The following is a 21,256-nucleotide window of genomic DNA, read 5'->3' as shown; positions in this document are numbered from 1 at the left end:
GACGCCAATGCCCGCTTCAACAGACCCTAGCGATCCGCCCGGTTGTGTCCAGTGGCCGTTGGCACAGCCCTGGCCCCTCCAAGCCGTCGAGCTGCGGCTTGGGGTGATGGCCTCCGGGGAGGGTTCGAACTTCGAAGCACTGGTGGCTGCCTGCCGCCAAGGTCCCCTTCGGGGCAGGGTGCTCCAGCTGGTGGTCAACAATCCAGGCTGCGGCGCCCAGGCGCGGGCCGATCGGCTGGGGATCCCTTGCGCCCTGGTGGATCACCGCCGGCACCAAAGCCGTGAAGAGCTGGATGGCGCCCTGATCGAGACCTTCAGCGCCACCGGCGTCGATCTGGTGGTGATGGCCGGCTGGATGCGGATCGTCACCCCGCGCCTGATCGGCGCCTTCCCCTCGCGACTGATCAACATCCACCCGTCGCTGCTGCCCAGCTTCCGGGGCCTTGATGCTGTTGGCCAGGCTCTCGCTGCTGGAGTCACCCTCAGCGGCTGCACCGCCCATCTGGTCACCAAGGACCTCGACGGAGGGCCGATTCTGGCCCAGGCCACCGTTCCGGTGCTCCCTGGCGACGACCGCTACAGCCTGGCCGCGCGCATTCACCAGCAGGAGCACCGCCTGCTGCCCCTGGCAGTGGCCATCGCCGCCGCCAGGCTCAGGGATAGAACGGCAGCAGCGGCAGACCCATGGCTGACGGCAGTCCGGCCATCAGATTGAGACACTGCACTCCCTGCCCCGCCTGGCCCTTGACCAGGTTGTCGACGGCGCTCATCAGGATCAGCTGGCCTGTGCGACGGTCGACCTGGACCGAAAGCAGCGCCCGGTTGGTCTGGCGGGTCCATTTGGTGGAGGGGTAGACGCCGACCGGCAGCACCTCCACACAGGGGCTGTGGCGGTAGGCGGCCTGAAGCACGGTGGTGCAGTCTTCGGCAGTCAGGCCCGGATCCCGCAGCCGGCCGTAGACCGTGGCCAGAAGACCCCGCACCATCGGCATCAGATGAGGGGTGAACTGCAGCTGGATCGGCTGCCCCGCCACCTGGCTGGCGGTCTGCTCGATCTCGCTGGTATGGCGGTGCCCCACCACGCCATAGGGAGCAACGGCCTCGGCCGCCTCCGCCAGCAGCAGGTTCTCCTTGGCAGCGCGACCACCGCCCGAGGTGCCCGTCTTGGCATCGATGATGATGCCGCTGCGATCGATCAGACCCTGCTTGAGGAAGGGCAGCAGCGGCAGCAGGCTGGCTGTGGGGAAGCAGCCTGGAGCCGCCACCAGCCGCGCGGTGGCTACACGCGCCTCCTCCCACTCCACCAGGCCATAGACCGCCTCCGCACATAGCGCTTCATCGTGACGCTCGAACCGTTCGGCCTCGCTGGAGTACACCTCCTTCCACTGGGCCAGGGAGCGGTAGCGGTAATCGGCGGAGAGATCCACCACCTTCACCCCCAGCTTCAGCAGGGCGGGCACCAGCTGGGAGGCCAGCCCGCTGGGAAGACTGAGCACGGCGAAGTCTGCCTCGGCGGCGATGGCTTCGGGATCGGGGGCCCGCACCACCGGATTGCCCTTCAGAGGCAGAAAGGGAACAAGTTCACTCCAGGCGCGGCCAGCACTGCGCTCGCCTCCCAGATAGCTGACCACGAATTCGGGGTGGTGCTGAAGCAGGCGCAGGGTCTGAAGGCCGCCGTAGCCGCTGGCGCCGATCACCGCGACGCGCCGGGCTGCTGTGGGGCTGACCATGCCGGAGGATCTGGGGCGATGATCGTACCGGTCCCCCGCTCACGTTGAACCCGCAACTGATAGAGAATGCTCGATACTTGGTCCAGCTGTTCTGACTGTTCGCTCCGAGCGTTCCGCTCCCCTCGCCGGCGCTTCTGACGCGCCTCAACACCCGGATCAGGGCCACGACCCGATCCACTTCGATTCGATCGCCGATGCCCTTGCCGGCATCCGCAACGGCGAGATGATCGTCGTCGTCGATGATGAAAATCGTGAAAATGAAGGTGATCTGATCTGCGCGGCCCAGTTCGCCACGCCCGAGCAGATCAACTTCATGGCGACAGAAGCCCGTGGCCTGATCTGCCTGGCGATGGAAGGCGAGCGACTCGACGCGCTCGAGCTGCCCCTGATGGTCGACCGCAACACCGACAGCAACCAGACCGCTTTCACTGTCAGTGTTGATGCCGGGCCAGAAAACGGGGTGAGCACGGGCATCAGTGCCGACGACCGAGCCCGCACCATTCAGGTGGCGATCCATCCCGCCAGCCGCCCATCAGACCTGCGCCGGCCGGGCCACATCTTCCCGCTGCGGGCTCGCCAGGGCGGCGTGCTCAAACGGGCCGGTCATACCGAGGCGGCCGTCGATCTCTCCCGTCTCTCCGGGCTCTACCCAGCCGGTGTGATCTGCGAGATCCAGAACCCCGATGGCTCGATGGCCCGCCTGCCCCAACTGGCGCGCTACGCACGGCGCCATGGCCTGCGACTGATCAGCATCGCCGACCTGATCAGCTACCGACTCGGAACTGAGCGATTCGTGCGCCGCCAGGCCGAAGCCCAGATGCCGAGCGCCTTCGGTCAGTTCCGGGCGATCGGGTACCGAAATGAGCTCGACGACAGCGAGCATGTGGCGATCGTCAAGGGGCGCCCCGAGCTGGCCAGCGGACCGGTGCTGGTGCGCGTGCACTCGGAATGCCTCACCGGCGACGCTTTCGGCTCCCTGCGCTGCGATTGCCGGCCCCAGCTGGAGGCAGCCCTGCGCATGATCGAAGCCGCCGGCGAGGGGGTTGTGGTGTACCTGCGCCAGGAGGGCAGAGGCATCGGCCTGATCAACAAGCTCAAGGCCTACAGCCTTCAGGATGGCGGTCTCGACACGGTCGAGGCCAATGAGCGCCTCGGCTTTCCCGCTGACCTGCGCAACTACGGCGTCGGGGCTCAGATCCTCAGTGACCTGGGGGTTCATCACCTGCGCCTGATCACCAACAACCCCCGCAAGATCGCCGGCCTCGGCGGCTACGGGTTGCAGGTGGAAGACCGGGTGCCGCTGGTGATGGAACCGGGCCAGCACAACGCCGCCTACCTGCTCACCAAAAAGACCAAACTCGGCCATCTGATGCACGGCGGCCCAGACCGGGAGCACACCGGGGCGGGAGGTCCCACGGCGGTGCTCTCCTGGAGCGGCACGACGGTGGCGCCGGAGCAGGCGGAAGCCGAGCACTGGCCCCAGCTGCGGCAGTGGGCCAGCGAGCGGGGGCTGGAGTTGCGGCGGGAGGAACACCCCCGCCTGCTGGCCCTGCTGGGGCAGCCGCAGCTTGCCCTGCTGCTCGCCCAGCAGGCCGGAGGGGACCAGCCCCTGGCAGAGGCTGATCTGCTCTCAGCCCTGACCTTGATGGCTGGCTGGGCCACCACCCGGTCGGTGAGCCTGCTGCTGACCCCCGATGCCCAGCGCAGCGCCCACCCCAGCGCCACCCTGGAGCCCGATAGCCGGCCCTTGCTGGAGCTAACTCAGGTGAGTCCCAAACTGGTGGCAACTCCCGGGGCTTTCGTGCGCTGGGTCTGAGCTGGGTCTGAGCACCGAGCCGGGGCAGCCACCCTCAGGGCAGGATCGTCACTTTCGTGATGCGGGTGCCCTTGCGGATCGCCAGCACCACATCCACGTTGCTGGCCTGGCCAAACACGGTGTGGACCCCATCAAGGTGGGGCTGGGCTTCATGGCAGAGGAAGAACTGGCTGCCACCGGTGTTCTTGCCGGCATGGGCCATTGAGAAGGTGCCCGCCTGGTGCTTACGGCTGTTGATCTCGCAGGGAATCATGTAGCCGGGGCCGCCAGTGCCGGGCATGCCGCTGGCACCGGCGCGGGTGTTGGGGCAACCTCCCTGGGCCATGAAGCCATCGATGACACGGTGAAAGGCCAGGCCGTCATAGAAGCCAGATTCGGCCAGCTTGACGAAGTTCGCGACGGTGCCGGGGGCGTCGGTGTCGAACAACTCGAGTTCCAGCGTGCCTGCCTCGGTCTCCATCAAAGCTTTGGTCATGGGGCTCAGAGCAAAGGCGGAGTGTATCGACTCTCGGGTAGAACAGTCCCCAGTCCTGCACCGGGCTTTCCCCTCCGTCGGTCCCCCCATGAGTCCCACCGCCGCTGCCACGAGCCAGGGCCTCGACCTGAGCCACGCACGCCTGGGAGTACTCGGTGGCAGCGGGCTCTATGCCATCCAGGGGCTCGAGGACGTCCGTGAACTCACGGTGGAAACACCCTTCGGGCCACCCTCGGACAGCCTCCGGCTGGGGAGGATCGGTGGGCTGGAGGTGGTGTTCCTGGCCCGCCACGGGCGCCACCACAATCACCTTCCCACGGAGGTGCCCTACCGGGCCAACCTCTGGGCCCTGCGTTCGCTGGGAGTGCGCTGGATCCTCTCCTGCTCCGCCGTGGGATCCCTTCAGGATCCGCTGCGGCCCCTTGACATGGTGGTGCCGGATCAGTTCATCGACCGCACCCACTCCAGGCCCGTGAGCTTTTTCGGCAGCGGGGCAGTGGCCCATGTGGGCATCGCCGATCCGTTCTGCCCAAGCCTCAGCCGGCTGCTGGCCGATGTGGCTGAAAGCCTGATGCCAGCGGGCCGCCAGCTGCACCGCCGCGGCACCTACCTCTGCATGGAGGGTCCGGCCTTCTCCACCCGGGCTGAATCGAATCTCTACCGAAGCTGGGGCTGCTCGGTGATCGGCATGACCAACCACAGCGAAGCCCGCCTGGCCCGCGAAGCCGAGATGGCCTACGCCACCCTGGCCATGGTTACCGACTACGACTGCTGGCACGAGGATCACGCCTCGGTGACGGTGGATCTGGTGATCGAGAACCTGCACGCCAATGCGGCCCTGGCCCAGCAGATCGTGGCTGTGGCAGCGGAGCGGATCGATGCCCAACGACCACTCAGCAGCTCCCACAGCGCCCTGCGGGATGCGCTGATGACCCCGAAAGAGCAGGTGCCGGCTGACACCCGCCGCAAGCTCGACCTTTTTACTTCCCCCTACTGGGGGGCCTTCGAGCCGACCGCAGCAGCTCAGACCAGCTGAGCGCCGAGCTGCTCCAGGGCCTGCCTCACCTGACCGTCGTGGGCGCTCAGGGCCTCATCGGCCTGCTCGGCGCTCAGCCCGGCTGCTGCCATCACCAGCGCCCGTTTGACCGAGCCGCCGGCGGCGGCAAGCAGCGCCGGACCCTGCTCCCGCTCCACCCCGGCCAGGTCCTTGAGAATGCGCAGGGCGCGATCTTCCAGCTTGCTGTTGGTGACGGCCACATCCACCATGCGGTTGCCATAGACCTTGCCCAGCCGCACCATCACCCCGGTGGAGATGATGTTGAGGGCCATTTTGGTGGCCGTGCCGGCTTTGAGACGGGTGGAGCCTGTGAGCAGTTCCGCCCCGGTGACCAGCCGGATGTCGATGGCGCAGGGCATCGGCGCCTGCTCGCTCGGCACACAGGCCATGGCGATCGCCAGGGCACCGATGGCGCGGGCATGCTCCAGGCCGCCTAGCACGTACGGGGTGGTGCCACCGGCGGCGATACCCACCAGGGCGTCGCCGGGAGAGAAACCTCGTTCGATCAGATCATGGCGGCCGGCTTCGCGCAAGTCTTCGAGACCTTCGGAACTGCGCAACAGGGCCGGTGCGCCTCCGGCAAGCACGCCCTGAACAAGCTCCGGTGGTGTGCAGAAGGTGGGAGGACACTCGGCCGCATCGAGCACGCCGAGGCGGCCGGAGGTGCCGGCACCGAGGTAGAAGAGCCGGCCGCCGGAGCGCAGGCGAGAGCTGATGGCCTCCACCGCCTCGGCCAGGGCCGGTGCCGCCGCCTCCATGGCCAGCAGCGCCTTCTCATCTTCCCGGCAGAAGAGATCCACAAGTTCGCTGGAGCTGAGCTGGTCGAGACTGGCGCTGGCGGGGTTGGCCTGCTCGGTGAGCAGATGGCCACGGTCGGCACAGGTCACAGCAAGCCCTCCAGGCGACGGCGGAAGGCTTCGAGCTCGGCACGTTCGGGGCTGCTCCCGTCGCCGCTGTCCTGGGGAGCGACAGAACGGGAGGGCTCGTCCTTCCAGTGGGTCAGATCCATGTTCCGCTCCGGCGGGGCGATCAGCAGGCGCTCCTCGGGGGAGCTGGGCAGGAAGCCGGAGGGCACGAAGCGGGCTTCGTAGCCAGCCTGGCCGCAGAACAGCTCCATCTCCTCCCGTTCAATCGCCTCCACGCTGGGGACAGGGAAATCCTGGGCCTCAAGCAGGCCCGCATAGCGCTCGGCATCGTCCCGTTCCTCGAACAGCAGCACCACGGTGCGGCCATTCAGCTCCAGGGAGTGAATGCCTTCGTTGTCGGTGCCCTCTTCGAACAGCAGCACATGGACGGGCATGAAGCGAACCAATCCCAGCCGCTAAGTGTCCCATTGATTGTGGCCTGCAGCGGAGGGCCTCTCAACCATCGCTGGACAATTCCTCCAGCCGTCTGTAGAGCGCCGCTTCAGCGTCGCTGAGCTGCTCAGGCAGGACGATGCGCAGCTCCACCAGCTGATCGCCCCGCCGCTCCTCCAGGCTGAGACCAAGGCCCCTCAGGCGCAGCAGCCGACCGCTGGAAGAGCAGGGGGGCACCGTGAGCTGCACCCGACCCTCCAGGGTGGGCACCACCACCTTGCAGCCAAGGGCCGCTTCAGCTGGCGAAAGCTCAAGGTCGTAGAGCACCCGCAGGCCGTCGATGCGCAGGCCATCGGGACGCCGCACCCGCAGCTGCAGGAAATGATCAGCCCCGCCCGGTGCGACACCGGCCAGACGCAGGCGCCAGCCATCACCCGCCAGGGGAGGTGTCCAGAGCTCCACCGCCAGGCCACCGGGAAGCTCCAGCTCCAGCCGGGTGCCGGCGAGGGCCTGCTCCGGGCTGAGATCAACCACCGTCTCCAGGTCGCTGGCGGCCTGAACCGGCGACGGCGGCGGCGGGGCGTGGGTCACCTCGACCCGCGGGTCCTGCCGTGGCCGGAACGGTTCGGCTCGTTCCTGCTCAAGGTCGGGCTCAGGCTGCCTGCGTTGATCCGGGCGTGACTGGCGACCGAACAGCGCTTCGAGATATTCGTTGAAATCGGGGAAGCCCGTGGCGAAGGGATCGGCAGCCTCGTCCCGCAGCGAGCCAGGATCCCGCCCCGATTCCCAGGCCTGGCGACGGCGTGGATCCGAGAGAACGGCATAGGCCTCGTTGACCCGCTTGAAGCGCTCCTCGGCCACGGGATCGTTACCGTTGAGATCCGGGTGCCAACGGCGTGCCTGCGCGCGGAAGCCGCGCTTGAGAGCCGCGGCGTCGGACCCCGGGCTCAGCCCGAGGACCGCCCAGTGGTCATCGCCGACCGTGGCGGTGGTGCTTCGGCTCACTGTCCTCAGTCCTCAGCCCAGGGATCGTCGGCCCTGGGACGTCTGCGCCCCTCCGAGGGCCAGTCGCCGCTGCGGCGGGACGGTGCCGGACCGGCGGCCGGTTCATAGCGATCAGCCCGCGGGGAGTCTGGAGGAGCGGGCTCAAGCCTGGAGCGCTCCAGCCGAGGAGTCTGATACGAGGAATAGCCATCGTCCTGGTTGCCGCCGTAACGGGATGGTGGTGCCCAGGGATCCCCTCCCCAGCGCTCGGAGGGTCCGGGCCGGGAGCGGTCCCAGTCGTCCCAGTCGTCCTCATCGGAGAACAGGTCGTCCTTGATCGAGCCCAGGGTGTTTTTGAGGCCCTGGAGGGGTCCTGATTCGGTCTTGCGTTCGCTGATCAGACGGCGGTTGAGACCGTAGAGAGCCTCCTGCAACTGGCTTACAGCCAGGTCGAGTTCAGCCGGATCGGCGTCATCGAGCAGCACCTGCACCTCGCGCAGGGCCATCTCCACGGAACGCTGCTGCCGCTCCGCTCCATAGGGACCGAGCTCGAGGGCGGCATCCCGCAGGCGACGCTCCGCCTGGGCCACCAGGGTCTGGGCCCGGTTGAGCCGATCCACCGCCACCCGCTTGCGCCGGTCCTCAGCGGACTTGCGCTGAGCCTCCTCCAGCAGCGCCTGAATCTCCTGTTCACTGAGGTTGGAGCCCCCCTGAATGCTGACGCTCTGCTGTCGTCCGGTGGTGCGGTCGGTGGCTGACACCTGCAGCAGGCCGTTGGCATCGATGTCGAGTGACACCTGCACCTGGGGCACACCCCGGGGAGCAGGTGGAATGCCAGAGAGCCGGAAGCGCCCCAGCGATTTGTTGTCCGTGGCCATCTGGCGCTCCCCCTGGAGCACATGGATCTCCACAGCCGACTGGTTGGCCTCGGAGGTGCTGAACACATCCGAGCGGCGCACGGGAATTGCGGTGTTGCGGGGGATCAGCACCTTCATCACCCCGCCGATCGTCTCCAGGCCTAGTGAGAGGGGGGTGACGTCGTTGAGCATCAGATCGCGCAGATCACCCGTGAGGATGCCGGCCTGGACCGCCGCACCGATGGCCACCACCTCATCGGGATTGACCGACTGGCAGGGTTCGCGCGGAATCAGTGTGCGCACCATCTCCTGAACCATCGGCATGCGGGTGCTGCCGCCCACCAGCACCACATCGTCGATGTCATCGGCCGTGAGACCGGAATCACGCAGAGCCCGTTGCACAGGACGCAGCAGACGATCGAGCAGGTCGGGGCAGAGGGACTCGAAGGTGCGCCGCTCCAGGCTGGTCTCGATGTGCAGGGGGCCATCTGGGCCGGTGGCGATGAACGGCAGCGAGATCGGGGTGGTGGTGACGCCGGAGAGCTCCTGCTTGGCCTTTTCTGCTGCCTCGCTAAGCCGCTGCAGGGCCTGGCGATCCCGGCGCAGATCAATCTGATGACGGGCCTCGAAAGCCTCCGCCAGCCAGTCGACAATGCGCAGATCCCAGTCGTTACCGCCCAGCTGGGTGTCACCGCTGGTGGCCTTCACATCGAAAACACCATTGGCGATGCGCAGCACCGACACATCGAACGTGCCGCCGCCCAGATCGAACACCAGCACCCGCTTGACGGCACTGCGGTCGAAGCCGTACGCCAGAGCCGCGGCTGTGGGCTCGTTCAAGATCCGCTCGACCGTGAGTCCCGCCAGGCGGCCGGCATCTCGGGTGGCCTGGCGCTGGGCATCATTGAAGTAGGCCGGCACGGTGATCACCGCCGCTTCCACCGCTTCGCCCAGATAAGTGGCGGCGTCGTCAACAAGTTTGCGCAGGATGCTGGCCAGCAACTCCTCCGGCGCATATTCCCGCTCGGTGATGGGGCAGACGATGCGCACATTGCCCTGGTCGTTGGCCCGCACCGTGTAGGGCACTGCCAGGCTGCCGTCGTCGAGTTCATCCCAGCTGCGGCCGACGAAGCGCTTGAGGTTGGCAAAGGTGTTGCGGGGGTTGAGCACCAGCTGGCGGCGGGCGAGCTGACCGACCAGCAGCTCCTGATCACGGCTGAAGCCCACCACCGAGGGTGTGGTGCGGCCCCCTTCGGCATTGGCGATCACCTGGGGTCGACCGCCCTCCAGAACCGCCACCACCGAGTTGGTGGTGCCCAGGTCAATGCCCACGATCCGGCCCATGCATCCCCAAAGCGAAGCCCCAAACTACCGGCTTCCTGGCCAGAAGCCTGAGCGGTGGCGGCGCCCACAGACGCTGACGACGGGACGGCGTTAAGGCGTTCTTAGTGGTCGCGGGCCTGGATTGCAACCTAAGTTCAACAGGTGGTTGGCCATTGCGGGCAACTCGTCTTCTCTTACGTAGCTACATGGTGATCCGATCTGAATCGGGCGAGGATCAGTTCACACTGCGCAACCGCCCCAGGTCCGAGCGCACCATCGACGTCGGATTCAAGCTGCTCACGATCGTGCTGGCGTCCCTGGTGGCAGTGGTGCTGCTCTGCATCTTCCTGACGGTGTTCAACGGAGCCCAGGAGGCGATGGCCAGCTTCGGACTGTCCTTCCTTGTCACCTCAGGCTGGGATCCGGTCAACAGCCAATACGGAGCCTTCACCGCCATATACGGCACACTCGTATCTTCGCTGTTGGCCTTGCTCATCGCCGTGCCGATTTCACTGGGCACGGCGATCTTCATCACCGAGAACCTGATTCCGCGCAACCTGCGCGAGGTGATCGGGATGATGGTGGAACTGCTTGCAGCGATCCCTTCGGTGGTGCTTGGCCTGTGGGCCATCTTCGTGATGGAGCCCCTGCTCAGACCGTTCCTTCAATTCCTGTACCAGAGCCTCGGCTGGTTTCCTCTGTTCTCAAGCCCCCCCCAGGGACCAGGCATGGCGCCGGCCGTGTTGATCCTCGTCGTGATGATCCTGCCGATCATGACCGCCATATCCCGGGATGCTCTCAACCAGGTCCCGATGGAACTGCGACAGGGGGCCTACGGCGTGGGCAGCACCCGCTGGATCGCCATCTTCAACGTGATCCTGCCCGCTGCCATCTCCTCGATCATCGGTGGAGTGATGCTGGCTCTGGGCCGTGCCATGGGTGAAACCATGGCCGTGACCATGATCATCGGTAATTCGACCAACTTCAGCTGGTCGCTGCTGGCACCGGGGAACACCATCTCCGCCATGCTCGCAAACCAGTTCGGTGAGGCCGATGGGATCCAGGTATCGGCCCTGCTCTACGCAGCTCTGATTCTGATGGTCCTCACCTTTGCTGTGAACATCCTCGCCCAATGGATCGTCGGCAAGTTCAGCCTGAAATACAACTGAGCAGCTCACCATGACCCTTGCCACTCCGGCTCTACCGTCGCGCTCGCTCCACTTCAATCCGCAGCTGAAGCGCAACCGCACCGACAAGATCTTCACCTCGATCGCCGCGCTATTCAGCCTGATCGCGGTTATGCCCCTTCTACTGGTGTTGGTCTATGTGCTGATCCAGGGGGGCAAGCTGATCAGTGTAAGCCTGTTCACCCAACTCCCACCGGCTCCTGGTCTTGAGGGAGGCGGCATCGCCAACGCCATCATCGGCACCTTTGTGGTGACACTGGTGGCCTCCCTGATCGCCATTCCCGTGGGCGTGGGCGGAGGGATTTTCCTTGCCGAGTACTCCAGCAGCGGCTGGTTCGCCCAGTTCATCCGCGTCGGTAACGACATCCTGGCCGGGGTGCCATCGATCATCTGCGGCGTGTTCGTCTACAGCGCGATCGTGGCCACAAGGGTCTTTTTCGGTCAGTCCTATTCCGCCATGGCCGGAGGCATGGCTCTGGCGGTGCTGATGCTGCCCACAGTGATCAAAACCACAGATGAAGCCCTCAAGCTGGTGCCGCAGGAACTCAGTTGGGGAGCCATTGGAGTTGGTGCATCGAAGTTCGTGACGATCACCAGGATCACACTGCCCAGCGCATTCACTCCGATCGCCACCGGGGTGGTGCTGGCCATCGCCAGAGCCGCCGGTGAAACAGCACCCCTGATCTTCACAGCTCTGTTTTCGCCCTTCTGGCCGGAGGGACTGTTCAACCCGATCGCGTCGATGTCGGTGTTGATCTTCAACTTCGCGATCATGCCCTACGAAGCCCAGAACTCTTTGGCCTGGGCCGCCTCGTTCGTGCTTGTGATGCTGATTCTTGGGGCCAATCTCCTGGCCCGCTTCATTCGCAGGTTCGCCTCCAGCTAGCCATCCTCCGCCCGGATCTGCCCACCACCCCCCAACCAGCCATGACCAGCACCCTGAAGCCAGCCAGCACCAGCTCCACCCTGCCCAGTTGCCTCAGCCTGGAGAACGTCACCATCAGTTACGGCAGCTTTGAAGCCGTGCGGGATGTCTACATGGACATTCCCCGCAACAAGGTGACTGCCTTCATCGGCCCTTCCGGCTGCGGCAAATCAACCGTTCTTCGGGCCCTCAACCGCATGAACGATCTGATCGAGGGCTGCAGCCTGCGCGGTCGCGTGGTGTTTGATGGGCAGGACATGTATGCCCGCGAGGTGGATCCTGTGGAGGTGCGGCGGCGCATCGGCATGGTGTTCCAGAAGCCCAACCCCTTCCCCAAGAGCATCTACGAAAACATCGCCTTCGGTGCCCGGATCAACGGCTACAAAGGCGACATGGATGAGCTGGTGGAGCGCTCCCTGCGGAAGGCCGCCATCTGGGATGAAACCAAGGACAAACTCAAGGAGAGTGGCAATGCACTCTCAGGTGGCCAGCAGCAGCGGCTCTGCATCGCCCGTGCCATCGCCGTTGAACCGGAAGTGATCCTGATGGATGAACCCTGCTCGGCTCTCGATCCGATCTCCACCCTCAAGATCGAGGAGATGATGCATGAGCTCAAGAAGAGCTTTACCATCGTGATCGTGACCCACAACATGCAGCAGGCGGTGCGGGTTTCGGATTACACCGCCTTCTTCAATGCTGAGGCGGTGGAAGGCGGCAGCGGCAAGATCGGTTACCTGGTGGAGTTCAACGACACTGAGCGTATCTTCAACTCCCCGGTGCAGCAGGCCACCCAGGACTACGTCACCGGTCGCTTCGGCTGAAGTCAACCAACCCCTGATGGTCCAGCCATACCGGGCTCAGTCCCATTCACTCGGGCTCTACAGCGAATTCGCCCATAAAAAAAGCCGGCTGCGAGAGCCGGCTTTTTCGTTGGAAGCGGAGAGGGAGGGATTCGAACCCTCGATAGAGTTGCCCCTATACAGCATTTCCAGTGCTGCGCCTTCGACCACTCGGCCACCTCTCCAGGGGCTGTCATGGGGCAGATGGCAATGTAGCAGTCAGCCCCATGGCTCAAGGCCTAGCCGATGACACGAACCTTTCCGATCACGGTGCACTGGAGGCAGGAACAACAGGTGATCCGATTGGAGGTCCCTGAAGGGGAGTACATCCTGCGCAGTTTCGAAGCCCAGGGGCAACCTCTGCCGTTCAGCTGCCGCAACGGCTGCTGCACCACCTGTGCCGTGCGGGTGATCGCCGGTGAGATCGATCAGCAGGAAGCCCTGGGGCTGTCCCAGGATCTGCGCCGGCAGGGCTATGGCCTGCTCTGCGTGGCCAGGGCCACCGGCCCTCTGGAGGTGGAAACCCAGGACGAGGACGAGGTCTACGAGCTTCAGTTCGGCCGCTACTTCGGCCGGGGACGGGTGACGCCCGGCCTGCCCCTTGAGGAGGAATGATGACCTCCGCCCCACCTACCTCTCCCCAGCCCGTGCAAAGCCTTTCTGGGCAGGCCCTGCTCGATTCGGCCCTCGAGCGCTCCGAGCTCGAGCAGCTGGCTGAGGTGGCCCGGGAGGCCGCCTCAGCCGGTGCCCATGTGCTGGCCCAACACTTCGGCCAGCTGGAATCAATCCGCGAAAAGGGTCGTGCCGGCGATCTGGTCACAGAGGCCGATTTGGCGGCGGAGCAGGCGGTGCTGGCCGTGCTCGAAGCCCGCACACCGCAGCTGGGGGTACTGGCGGAGGAAAGCGGACGGCGCAGCACCGGATCGGATCTGGAATGGTGCGTGGATCCCCTCGATGGCACCACCAACTACGCCCACGGCTATCCCTTCTTCGCCACCTCGATCGGACTCACCTGGAAGGGCGCTCCGTTACTGGGAGCCATCAGCGTGCCGGTCCTCGAGGAGCTCTACTGGGCCGCCCCAGGGCTGGGGGCCTGGTGCAACGACCGTCCGCTGCAGGTGAGTGGCTGCAGCGACCTCGCTGCCTCTCTCCTGGTGACAGGCTTCGCCTACGACCGCCAGAGCCAGCCGGACACCAACTACAGCGAGTTCTGCTGGTTCACCCACCGCACCCGCGGGGTACGCCGCGGCGGGGCGGCGGCGGTGGATCTGGCCTTTGTGGCCGCCGGCCGGCTCGATGGCTACTGGGAGCGGGGCCTCTCCCCATGGGACCTGGCCGCAGGAGTGGTGCTCGTGGAGCAGGCGGGCGGTGTGGTCAGCCGCTACGACGGGGGTCTCGCCTCCCTGGCCGAGGGCCGGCTAATCGCCTGCACACCTGGCCTGCAGGCGGCGCTGATCGAGGGCCTCAGCCACTGCCGCCCCCTGCCCGGCCACCTGTTCGGGGCTACGGAACTCAACCCCTAGCCCCCCGCCGCTCCATAGGATCCAGCCTCTCCCGTTCCCTGCCCCTCCGCTCCCATGGCCCTGCAACCCGCCGCCGGCGCCAGGGATCTCCATCCCCGCCAGGTGGACCGCAACCGCCAGCTCTGCCAGAAGCTGGCGGCGGTGTACCGGCTCTGGGGCTACCAGGAGGTGGCACCGCCGATGGTGGAGCGGATCGACACCCTCGAAGCCGGTGGCGGCATTTCCGAGCGAGAGGTGGCGCGCCTCACTGCCGAGGAACCGCTTGGGCTCCGCCCGGAGCTGACCGCCTCGATCGCCCGAGCCGCCTGCACCCGCCTGGCCGATCGCCCCCGTCCCCTGAGGCTGTGGGCCGAGGGCAGCACCTTTCGCACCTTCACCGGCGACGGCGGCGGGCAGCGCCTGAGCGAGCAGCTCCAGAGCGGGGTCGAGTTGCTGGGGGTGCGCTCCGCGGCGGCGGACGCCGAGCTGATGGCCCTGCTGCTGGCCTGCAGCGAAACCCTTGGCCTTCAGGCCAGCCATCAGCCCCGGCTGCTGGTTGGCCACCACGGCGTGCTCTCCGCCCTGCTCGAAGACCTTTCCGAAGACCATCGCTCCAGCGCTCGCCAGGCCCTCTCGAACTTCGATCCCCTGGCGATCGCCCGCCTGCCCCTGCCCCAGGCCCAGATCGATCGGCTCCAGCAGCTGATGCGCCTGCGCGGCGAACCGACGGCGGTGCTCGCCCAGTTGCGCCGCCATCTGGGCGAGAGCCCCCTGATCGATGAGCTGGCGGGCTCCCTGGAGATCGTGGCGCCCACGGCCTCACGGCTGGGCATCGGCCTGCAGCTGGATCCCAGCTTCCAGCCCCATTTCGATCTCTATGACGGCATTGTGCTCAAACTCGTCTGCCTGGGGGCAGAGGCGCCGGTGGAAATCGCCAGCGGCGGTCGCTACGACGCCCTGGTGGGCCGCTTCGGGGCCGAGGCCAGCGAGGCGGCCGGAGTGGGCTTCGGCTTCTCGATCGAGGACATCCGCGACCTGCTGTTCAGGCCAGGTGCCCGCGACCAGGCCAGCCGGCCGGTGCTAGTGGCCTACAGCCAGCGTTCAAGCCTGGCCGACGCCCTGGAGACCCTCGCCTGCAGGCACCGGCAGGGCCAGAACGCCGAACTGCTGCCCGATGCCTGCCCAGGCCGGGACGAGGCCGAAGCGGCTGCCCAGCGCCGTGGTTGCTCAGCTCTGGAATGGCTCGACTGAAGCCACCATCAGCCGTGCCGTCGCCGGGGGGTTGATTTCTAAGATCGTTGCTCGCAGCACTCCTCAGCCATGGCCCACAGCATCGTCACCGACATCTGTGAAGGCGTGGCCGATTGCGTCGATGCCTGTCCGGTGGCCTGCATTCACCCCGGCCAGGGAGCCAACAAGAAGGGAACATCCTTTTATTGGATCGATTTCGACACCTGTATCGACTGCGGCATCTGCCTGCAGGTCTGTCCAGTGGCTGGGGCAATCATTCCGGAAGAACGGCCCGCAGAGCAGCGGCGCGGCTGAGCCAAATAGGACCGCCAGGCATTGGCACAGAACATGCTCCGAAGCCAAGGAGCTTCCAGGTCGCGATCAGAAGCCTCTTGATAATCACGTAGGTACCAGCACCGACCATCAACTCACCAGGGATCATCGTTGTACCTCTGTACATACGTTTCAACGACCAGCGGACAAGCAACCTGGGTGGGTCGCAAGGACCAATCAGTTACACACCTGCGATCCGGCACGCAGCCATACTTGAGCTTTGCTGTGAAGCATGATGGATCTTGATTAGGAAGCTAGCTCCGCACTCCTCAAGATGCGCTCCGGCCGAGCGCCGCAGCTGCGGATGGCATGAACCACACGCTCGGTCATCGTTGCCAATTCGAAGCGCCGGTTGAAGCGGTAGTTGAAGGCGCCGAGGTAGCGATCAGCGTACTTATCGAATTTCAGGGCATGGAAGGTGCCGCTGAAGCTGGTTTTCAAGTTGCTGAGCACCGTGTTGATCCAGCGGAATTCCGGCAGTTCATTGGGATGGCGTCCTTTCACGACCACAGGGTGATGGAAGCAACCGACTTCTGCCACAGCGCGGAAGCAGGCAAGCCCATCTGAGATCACTTCACATCCTATCGCCAGTGAATCCTTTGCCCAGTCAGCGATGGCGGCAAAGGAGAAGGTGGCCACAGTGGCAAGCTTCACGTGCCTGGGGTGGCCCGCATCATCGAGAGATACGGCCGCGACGATCGGCAACTTGTTCTCTGATCCACGACCAGTCTTGCCACCACAGCGTTCTCCGCCAAGGTAGGCATCATCCACCTGTACCTTTCCCCGCAGGACATAGGCCCCATCCCGCTTCTTCATCGCCTGCATGATCTTGTTGTGAACCAGCCATGCCGTGCGGTAGTTCACGCCGAGATGGCGCCTCAGAGCGAGTGAAGAGATGCCAGTCTTGGCCTGCCCCACCAGGTAGAAAGCGAGGAACCAGGTGGTAAGCGGCAACTTGGTCGCCTCCAGGATGGTTCCGGCCGTGAGGGTGGCCTGATGGCGGCAGCTCCGGCATTGATAGCGCTTGTGGCGCCTGCCATTTATGAGCCCCTATACACCTTGCCCTCAAAACCGGGGCAACGGAAACCCTCAGGCCAACGCGCCTGCTCCAGGGCGGCCTCGCATTTCTCCTCGGTGCCGTAGAGCTGGATGAACTCGATCAGCGACAGGCCTGCCTGAAACTGGATTCGATTCATGGCCATGGCGAACACAACTGGTACATGCGTACCAGTCTAGGTGACAAGGCCTGCTAACGGAGCTTGCTGCCTAATCAAGTGATGGATTGAATATCTACTTCATCTTGCGACCAATCCGAACGAATACCCAGGCGCTGGTCGCGGCAGCGCCGATGCATGGAAGAAGGACGATGAGCTCGCCAATACCAACTTGACTTGAGGACAGGGAGACGACCACAAGGAAGCTGGCAGCAGCAAGAAGGCATAGACAAAGGGCACTTGCTCTTTGCAGGCTTGGAACGAAACCTGTCGCGACCAGGCAAATCCAAAGCGCAGGAGCTACGTAGATACCCCAAGCCAACCAATCAAGACTATTCCAGGCGATCTCAATAAGGGCACCGAGGCCTCTTGCCCGTGCAAGCTCACCGACGTAAAGAAAGAATGTCGCCAGCAGAACGTAAGGCACCACAACTATGGCTCCAACGGTATGCAGAAGTTTATTCATTTAGAGCCACCTGATAAGTGCGATCTCTAGTCCATCACTCAAGGCTGAAGCAGTCGCCATAAGATTTTTTGAAACGGGAGGACAGCTTACTTGAAGCGGCTGAGTCCAATATGCGCTTCCCACTCCACAACTCGCGCTTGATCAGACAGCATTCCGTCATTGGCTCTAGGGCTGGATGCAACAATCATTCTGGCAGCTTCTATATTGTCTGCCTGTATGATCCAAAGCCCGGTGCCATCATGAGGATAAAAGGATCCGCAGCAGAGAAGTGTTCCATTCTCCTCTTGCTCTTTGAACCAGGACAGCTGCTTCTGGTCATGCTCAGGATGAGCCTTCTTGTATTCATAGTAGCTTGACTGTGTAGCCACAACAACGGCAAATAGCTTCATTGGTTTCTCTCTGGCAGTGTCCATTGGGCTATGGGAGCTTGACTTGGGAACGCCAGGCCGCCGAGACATTCAAGGCCGCTTGCCGCACGCTGCTGGAGCAGCAATGCCAGGAACTGGGGATCGCAGATCCTGGCCGGCTGGTCAGGCAGCTCCATCTCCTGCTCGAAGGAGCCCTGGTCATCACCTGCTTCGAACGCGATCCCCGCGCCGCCACCGCTGCCGCATCCGGTTGACAACCAGCCACGGCATCCGCAACGCCATCGAAACCGTCTGGCGCCAGAAGTTCCGCCAGTGCTCCGCTGAATCCCGAGGCTGAGTCGGTGCCGCAGGGTGAGCGACCGGGGGATCTCGGGGAGCAACGGGCAGATGCTCACGGGGCTTCAGGGCCTGATCCGACCGTTGGGCACATTGCGATGGCCCGTTTCATGTAGAGGCTGCTGAATCGTCTGCTCAGACTTGGCATAGAAACCTTCTCCAATGTGGCTGGCGCGGATGCGACCCTGATGGTCGATGAAGTAATCACCGGCCAGTAAGTGTTGTTGAAAGCCTTCCAGATCGCGATGTCATTGTCGATCAGCACCGGGAAGATTACCCCCAGCTTGTGGCTGGTCTTGTGCACATTGGAGTAGTCCTTGTACTTCTTAGCCTAGGCCCGTAAGTGGGGAAGGGTCAGCCCGCAGTTGATGCACGAATAGGTCCAATTATCGACAATCACCGGCTTGCCCCAGAGCTGATGGTCACGGCACCCCCAAGTGCCCGCCGCAGCCAGGCGGCGGGCTGCAGAGACCGTCGTAGGGGTTTGGAGCGTCAGACCTCAAAATGGGGGCAATTAGTCACGGGACAGGGGATGACCCTGCTGCGCTACTTCGCCAACCTGCGCCCAGGGAAACAGGTGCTCTGGTGCTACCTGATCTGGTATCTGGTCAGTGCCATCGCGCTGTTCGAGCCCGACCTCCTGTTGTGGCTCAACTCACTGGGTCTCAGCCTGATCATCGGTGTGGGCCTGATGCTCAGCGTCTCCCGCGCTGTTCGAGCGCCAAGCGATCACTGGACGACGCTGCGGCTGTTCCTGATGCCGTTCTGCGTGTCTAGCTTTGCTGCGCTGACCAAGGGAAAGGGCTACGTGCTGCTGATCCCCGGGCGGGGAGAGGTGCTCACCGTTTCGCTGGTCGCCTGCGGCGCTTTTCTGCTGGCCTGCCGGCTGCTCAGGGGCCAGCGGCGCCTGCGGAATGATTCCCAGACCCCAGCAACGGATCGGACCGGCACTGACCCCCTCTGATGGACCCGCTGGCCTAAGGGCGAGGCCCATGGGCCTGGTGAACAGCACCCCATGCCCAGAGAATTCGCACCTGGCACGTTGCTCGTTGCGATTACGTCAGGCCGGTTCGAAGTGGGGCGATTAGTTCAGCCTGCTTCTGGTGAGTGCGGTAGGGCTCATCGAGGCCCACGACATGGCCAGACGAACTCCCTCCGCCCCAGGCGCAGACGGCCTAAGTGGAGGGCTGAGCAAGCCGGCCGGCCCGCTCCTGGATCAGCAGAGCGACCAGGCCGGTCCAGCCCGTCTGGTGGCTCGCCCCCAGACCGGTGCCGCTGTCGCCATGGAAATACTCGTGGAACAAATGCAAGGGCTGTCCGCCTGCATCGGTGAGAAAAGCGGCGGAGCCGCCATAGGCCGGCACAGCACCGTCGGCGTCGGGCAGGAAAAGGGCGATCAACCTGTCGGTGATCAGGTCGGCGGCCTGCTGGAGGCTCACCCAGTGGCCGGAACCGGTGGGGCATTCCACCTGGAAGCCTTCACCGGCGTAGCGATGGAACTGGCTGAGAGCCTCGATCAGCAGGAGGTTGACCGGAAACCACACCGGGCCACGCCAGTTGGAATTGCCACCGAACAGGCCGGAACGCGACTCCGCAGGCTCGTATCCGACCCGGTGCTCGCGGCCTTCGAACGAGAAGACGTAGGGATGCTCGGCGTGGTGGCGGGAGAGGGAACGGATGCCGTGGTCGCCGAGGAATTCGGCGGGATCGAGGAGGCGATACAGGATGCGGCGGAAGCGATCCTGCGCCACGAAGCGGTTGGGGCTGAGGTAGGTGAGGGCGAGCAGGCGGCGGGCCTTCTGCCCCCGGGTCTCCATGCAGGCCACGTTGACCTTGAGATCAGGCCGGTGACGGATGAACCACTCAAGCCGCTCCTTGAAATTCGGGAGTCGATCAATGACATCGGGCTCCAGAATCGCTGTGGCAAAGAGGGGAATCAGCCCCACCATCGAGCGAATCTTCAGTGGCAGGCTGCTGCCATCCGGCAGTTGCAGCACGTCGTAAAAGAACCCGTCCCCATCGTCCCAGAGACGGTTGCCACCAGTGCCGATGTGGTTCATGGCCGCGGCGATGTAGAGAAAATGCTCGAAGAACTTCGTCGCCATGTCTTCGTAGACGGGATTCTCGAGCGCCAGCTCGAGAGAAATGGTGAGCATGTTGAGACAGAACATGCCCATCCAGCTGGTGCCATCGGCCTGCTCGATGAAGCCGCCGGTGGGTAGCGGCGCGCTGCGATCAAACACACCGATGTTGTCGAGCCCGAGGAAGCCGCCCTGGAAGATGTTGTTGCCCTCAGCATCCTTACGGTTCACCCACCAGGTGAAATTGAGCAGGAGCTTCTGGAACACCCGCTCAAGAAAAGGTCGATCGCCTGTGCCGGTGGCTTTTTTCTCCCTGCTGTAGACCTGCCACGTGGCCCAGGCGTGGACAGGCGGGTTGACATCGTCGAAGGCCCATTCGTAGGCGGGCAGCTGACCGTTGGGATGCATGAACCACTCGCGCGTCAGCAGATCGAGCTGGTACTTGGCGAAGCCGGGATCCACCAGGGCGATGGGCACGCAGTGGAAAGCCAGATCCCAGGCGGCGAACCAGGGGTACTCCCATTTGTCGGGCATGGACAGAACGTCATCCGCGTGGAAGTGCTGCCACTGGCGGTTGCGGCCGAGCCGGTGCCCCGGCGGTGGCGGCGTGGCCGGATCCCCCTCGAGCCAGTCGCGGATCACGTAGAGGTAGGTCTGCTTGCTCCAGAGCAGCCCGGCAAAGGCCTGGCGCTGCAGGTCGCGCAGGGGGGGCAGCAAAGAGGGTGGGAGCAGATCGGCGTAGAAAGCGTCAGCCTCCTGCAGGCGTGCAAGGAAGACCCCATCGAATTCGTCGCCGAGGGGATCGACCGGGAGCGGGCGATTCATCAGCCGCAACTTCAGCACCCGGGTTTCCCCCGCTAACAGGGGCAAGACGTAATGCAGAGACGCTTTGGTCCCGATTCCTTTCGGATTCACCGCCCCGCGGTCGCCCTCCACCACACACTTGTTGATGCCGTCCTTCACAAAGGGGCTGGGGTTCTCAGCGCCGAACAGTCGTCTGGCATTGGTCTCGTTGTCGGTGACCAGCAGTTCGGGCTGTGCACCCATGGACCCATCAGGGGCAGCGTCGAACGCTTCGGCATGGAGCCAGAACTCCCCCATGGAGGGGCAGGGCTGCCTAAAAGTGTGATCAAGCCGTGCCTGGGGCCAGGCTGCCCTCTCCCAGCGCCAGCATCCGGCTGATGTCATGGGCCACCTCCTGCTGGCCGGCATGGATCGATCGAAAACCGCTCCCG

At 64.5% G+C, this 21,256-nt stretch carries 21 protein-coding genes, 1 tRNA gene and 1 pseudogene; 12 read left to right on the top strand and 11 right to left on the bottom strand.

The window, feature by feature from the left end; genetic code table 11:
• Positions 1-7: 7 nt before the first annotated feature.
• Positions 8-715, top strand: a complete 708-nt coding sequence (gene purN / locus KBY93_RS02450; RefSeq protein WP_399222395.1) for a phosphoribosylglycinamide formyltransferase — start codon at positions 8-10, stop codon at positions 713-715.
• Here the strand turns inward: purN and argC are convergent.
• Positions 654-1,730: an N-acetyl-gamma-glutamyl-phosphate reductase gene (gene argC / locus KBY93_RS02445; RefSeq protein WP_255092657.1), complete on the bottom strand. Its 1,077-nt coding sequence runs from the start codon at positions 1,728-1,730 to the stop codon at positions 654-656. The genes purN and argC overlap by 62 nt on opposite strands.
• Before the next feature lie 223 nt (positions 1,731-1,953).
• Here argC and ribBA point away from each other — a divergent pair, with 223 nt between their 5' ends.
• The gene (ribBA, locus tag KBY93_RS02440; protein WP_255092656.1) at positions 1,954-3,546 is read left to right on the top strand and encodes a bifunctional 3,4-dihydroxy-2-butanone-4-phosphate synthase/GTP cyclohydrolase II; all 1,593 of its coding nucleotides are present in this window, start codon (positions 1,954-1,956) and stop codon (positions 3,544-3,546) included.
• Positions 3,547-3,580: 34 nt separating this feature from the next.
• On the opposite strand, the gene KBY93_RS02435 is transcribed toward ribBA, so the two are convergent.
• Positions 3,581-4,021, bottom strand: a complete 441-nt coding sequence (locus tag KBY93_RS02435; protein WP_255092655.1) for a peptidylprolyl isomerase — start codon at positions 4,019-4,021, stop codon at positions 3,581-3,583.
• 88 nt (positions 4,022-4,109) lie between these two features.
• Here KBY93_RS02435 and mtnP point away from each other — a divergent pair, with 88 nt between their 5' ends.
• Positions 4,110-5,057 (top strand): S-methyl-5'-thioadenosine phosphorylase, encoded by a 948-nt coding sequence (gene mtnP / locus KBY93_RS02430; protein ID WP_255092654.1) that lies wholly within the window; start codon positions 4,110-4,112, stop codon positions 5,055-5,057.
• Here mtnP and murQ read toward each other — a convergent pair.
• From murQ to dnaK, 4 genes are all read right to left on the bottom strand, one after another.
• Positions 5,045-5,965 carry an N-acetylmuramic acid 6-phosphate etherase gene (gene murQ / locus KBY93_RS02425; protein ID WP_255092653.1) on the bottom strand — a complete coding sequence of 307 codons (921 nt, stop codon included), beginning with the start codon at positions 5,963-5,965 and terminating at the stop codon, positions 5,045-5,047. The two genes, mtnP and murQ, sit on opposite strands and share 13 nt — an antisense overlap.
• Positions 5,962-6,378 (bottom strand): DUF3110 domain-containing protein, encoded by a 417-nt coding sequence (locus KBY93_RS02420; RefSeq protein ID WP_255092652.1) that lies wholly within the window; start codon positions 6,376-6,378, stop codon positions 5,962-5,964. The genes murQ and KBY93_RS02420 overlap by 4 nt, the downstream gene beginning before the upstream one ends.
• Positions 6,379-6,439: 61 nt before the next feature.
• Positions 6,440-7,381: a DnaJ C-terminal domain-containing protein gene (locus tag KBY93_RS02415; RefSeq protein WP_255092651.1), complete on the bottom strand. Its 942-nt coding sequence runs from the start codon at positions 7,379-7,381 to the stop codon at positions 6,440-6,442.
• Positions 7,382-7,386: 5 nt separating this feature from the next.
• A complete protein-coding gene (gene dnaK, locus KBY93_RS02410) occupies positions 7,387-9,561 on the bottom strand; it encodes a molecular chaperone DnaK (protein ID WP_255092650.1) in 2,175 nt (724 codons plus the stop codon).
• A 185-nt stretch (positions 9,562-9,746) separates the two neighbouring features.
• Between dnaK and pstC the strand changes: the two genes are divergently transcribed.
• Genes pstC through pstB form a run of 3 tightly spaced genes read left to right on the top strand, consistent with a single transcriptional unit; the run spans position 9,747 to position 12,473 of the window.
• A complete protein-coding gene (pstC, locus tag KBY93_RS02405; RefSeq protein ID WP_255092649.1) occupies positions 9,747-10,709 on the top strand; it encodes a phosphate ABC transporter permease subunit PstC in 963 nt (320 codons plus the stop codon).
• A gap of 10 nt (positions 10,710-10,719) precedes the next feature.
• Complete coding sequence (gene pstA / locus KBY93_RS02400; RefSeq protein WP_255092648.1) at positions 10,720-11,613, top strand: phosphate ABC transporter permease PstA; 894 nt, start codon at positions 10,720-10,722, stop codon at positions 11,611-11,613.
• A 41-nt stretch (positions 11,614-11,654) separates the two neighbouring features.
• Entirely contained in the window at positions 11,655-12,473 is an 819-nt protein-coding gene (gene pstB, locus KBY93_RS02395) for a phosphate ABC transporter ATP-binding protein PstB (protein WP_255092647.1), read from the top strand.
• Between the two features lie 116 nt (positions 12,474-12,589).
• On the opposite strand, the gene KBY93_RS02390 is transcribed toward pstB, so the two are convergent.
• A tRNA-Ser gene (locus tag KBY93_RS02390) sits at positions 12,590-12,676 on the bottom strand.
• A 61-nt stretch (positions 12,677-12,737) separates the two neighbouring features.
• On the opposite strand from KBY93_RS02390, the gene KBY93_RS02385 reads away from it, so the two are divergent.
• The 4 genes from KBY93_RS02385 (at position 12,738) to KBY93_RS02370 (ending at position 15,538) form a co-directional block, all read left to right on the top strand.
• A complete protein-coding gene (locus tag KBY93_RS02385; RefSeq protein ID WP_255092646.1) occupies positions 12,738-13,106 on the top strand; it encodes a 2Fe-2S iron-sulfur cluster-binding protein in 369 nt (122 codons plus the stop codon).
• 32 nt (positions 13,107-13,138) lie between these two features.
• Positions 13,139-14,014 (top strand): inositol monophosphatase family protein, encoded by an 876-nt coding sequence (locus tag KBY93_RS02380; protein WP_255092645.1) that lies wholly within the window; start codon positions 13,139-13,141, stop codon positions 14,012-14,014.
• Positions 14,015-14,068: 54 nt separating this feature from the next.
• On the top strand, positions 14,069-15,244 hold the full coding sequence (locus tag KBY93_RS02375; RefSeq protein WP_255092644.1) for an ATP phosphoribosyltransferase regulatory subunit: 1,176 nt from the start codon (positions 14,069-14,071) through the stop codon (positions 15,242-15,244).
• Positions 15,245-15,313: 69 nt separating this feature from the next.
• Positions 15,314-15,538, top strand: coding sequence for a ferredoxin family protein (locus KBY93_RS02370; RefSeq protein WP_094553949.1), 225 nt, complete (start codon positions 15,314-15,316; stop codon positions 15,536-15,538).
• Positions 15,539-15,802: 264 nt separating this feature from the next.
• Here KBY93_RS02370 and KBY93_RS02365 read toward each other — a convergent pair.
• The 3 genes and pseudogenes from KBY93_RS02365 to KBY93_RS02355 form a co-directional block, all read right to left on the bottom strand.
• Positions 15,803-16,758, bottom strand: a pseudogene (locus tag KBY93_RS02365) (IS1595 family transposase).
• Between the two features lie 88 nt (positions 16,759-16,846).
• Positions 16,847-17,236, bottom strand: coding sequence for a hypothetical protein (locus tag KBY93_RS02360; RefSeq protein ID WP_255092643.1), 390 nt, complete (start codon positions 17,234-17,236; stop codon positions 16,847-16,849).
• A gap of 86 nt (positions 17,237-17,322) precedes the next feature.
• Positions 17,323-17,649, bottom strand: coding sequence for a YciI family protein (locus tag KBY93_RS02355; protein WP_255092642.1), 327 nt, complete (start codon positions 17,647-17,649; stop codon positions 17,323-17,325).
• A 14-nt stretch (positions 17,650-17,663) separates the two neighbouring features.
• On the opposite strand from KBY93_RS02355, the gene KBY93_RS02350 reads away from it, so the two are divergent.
• Both KBY93_RS02350 and KBY93_RS02345 read left to right on the top strand, forming a co-directional pair.
• The gene (locus KBY93_RS02350) at positions 17,664-17,858 is read left to right on the top strand and encodes a hypothetical protein (RefSeq protein ID WP_255092641.1); all 195 of its coding nucleotides are present in this window, start codon (positions 17,664-17,666) and stop codon (positions 17,856-17,858) included.
• Positions 17,859-18,472: 614 nt separating this feature from the next.
• Positions 18,473-18,904, top strand: a complete 432-nt coding sequence (locus KBY93_RS02345) for a hypothetical protein (RefSeq protein ID WP_255092640.1) — start codon at positions 18,473-18,475, stop codon at positions 18,902-18,904.
• A 211-nt stretch (positions 18,905-19,115) separates the two neighbouring features.
• Here the strand turns inward: KBY93_RS02345 and KBY93_RS02340 are convergent, their stop codons facing one another.
• Positions 19,116-21,122 carry an MGH1-like glycoside hydrolase domain-containing protein gene (locus KBY93_RS02340; RefSeq protein ID WP_315856376.1) on the bottom strand — a complete coding sequence of 669 codons (2,007 nt, stop codon included), beginning with the start codon at positions 21,120-21,122 and terminating at the stop codon, positions 19,116-19,118.
• Between the last annotated feature and the right edge of the window lie 134 nt (positions 21,123-21,256).

It is taken from the genome of Synechococcus sp. J7-Johnson (assembly GCF_024345795.1).
In the GTDB taxonomy this organism is placed as follows: Bacteria; Cyanobacteriota; Cyanobacteriia; order PCC-6307; family Cyanobiaceae; genus Regnicoccus_A.
The sequence above is the reverse complement of the archived record's forward strand: the minus strand, read 5'-3'. Positions and strand labels throughout refer to the sequence as shown.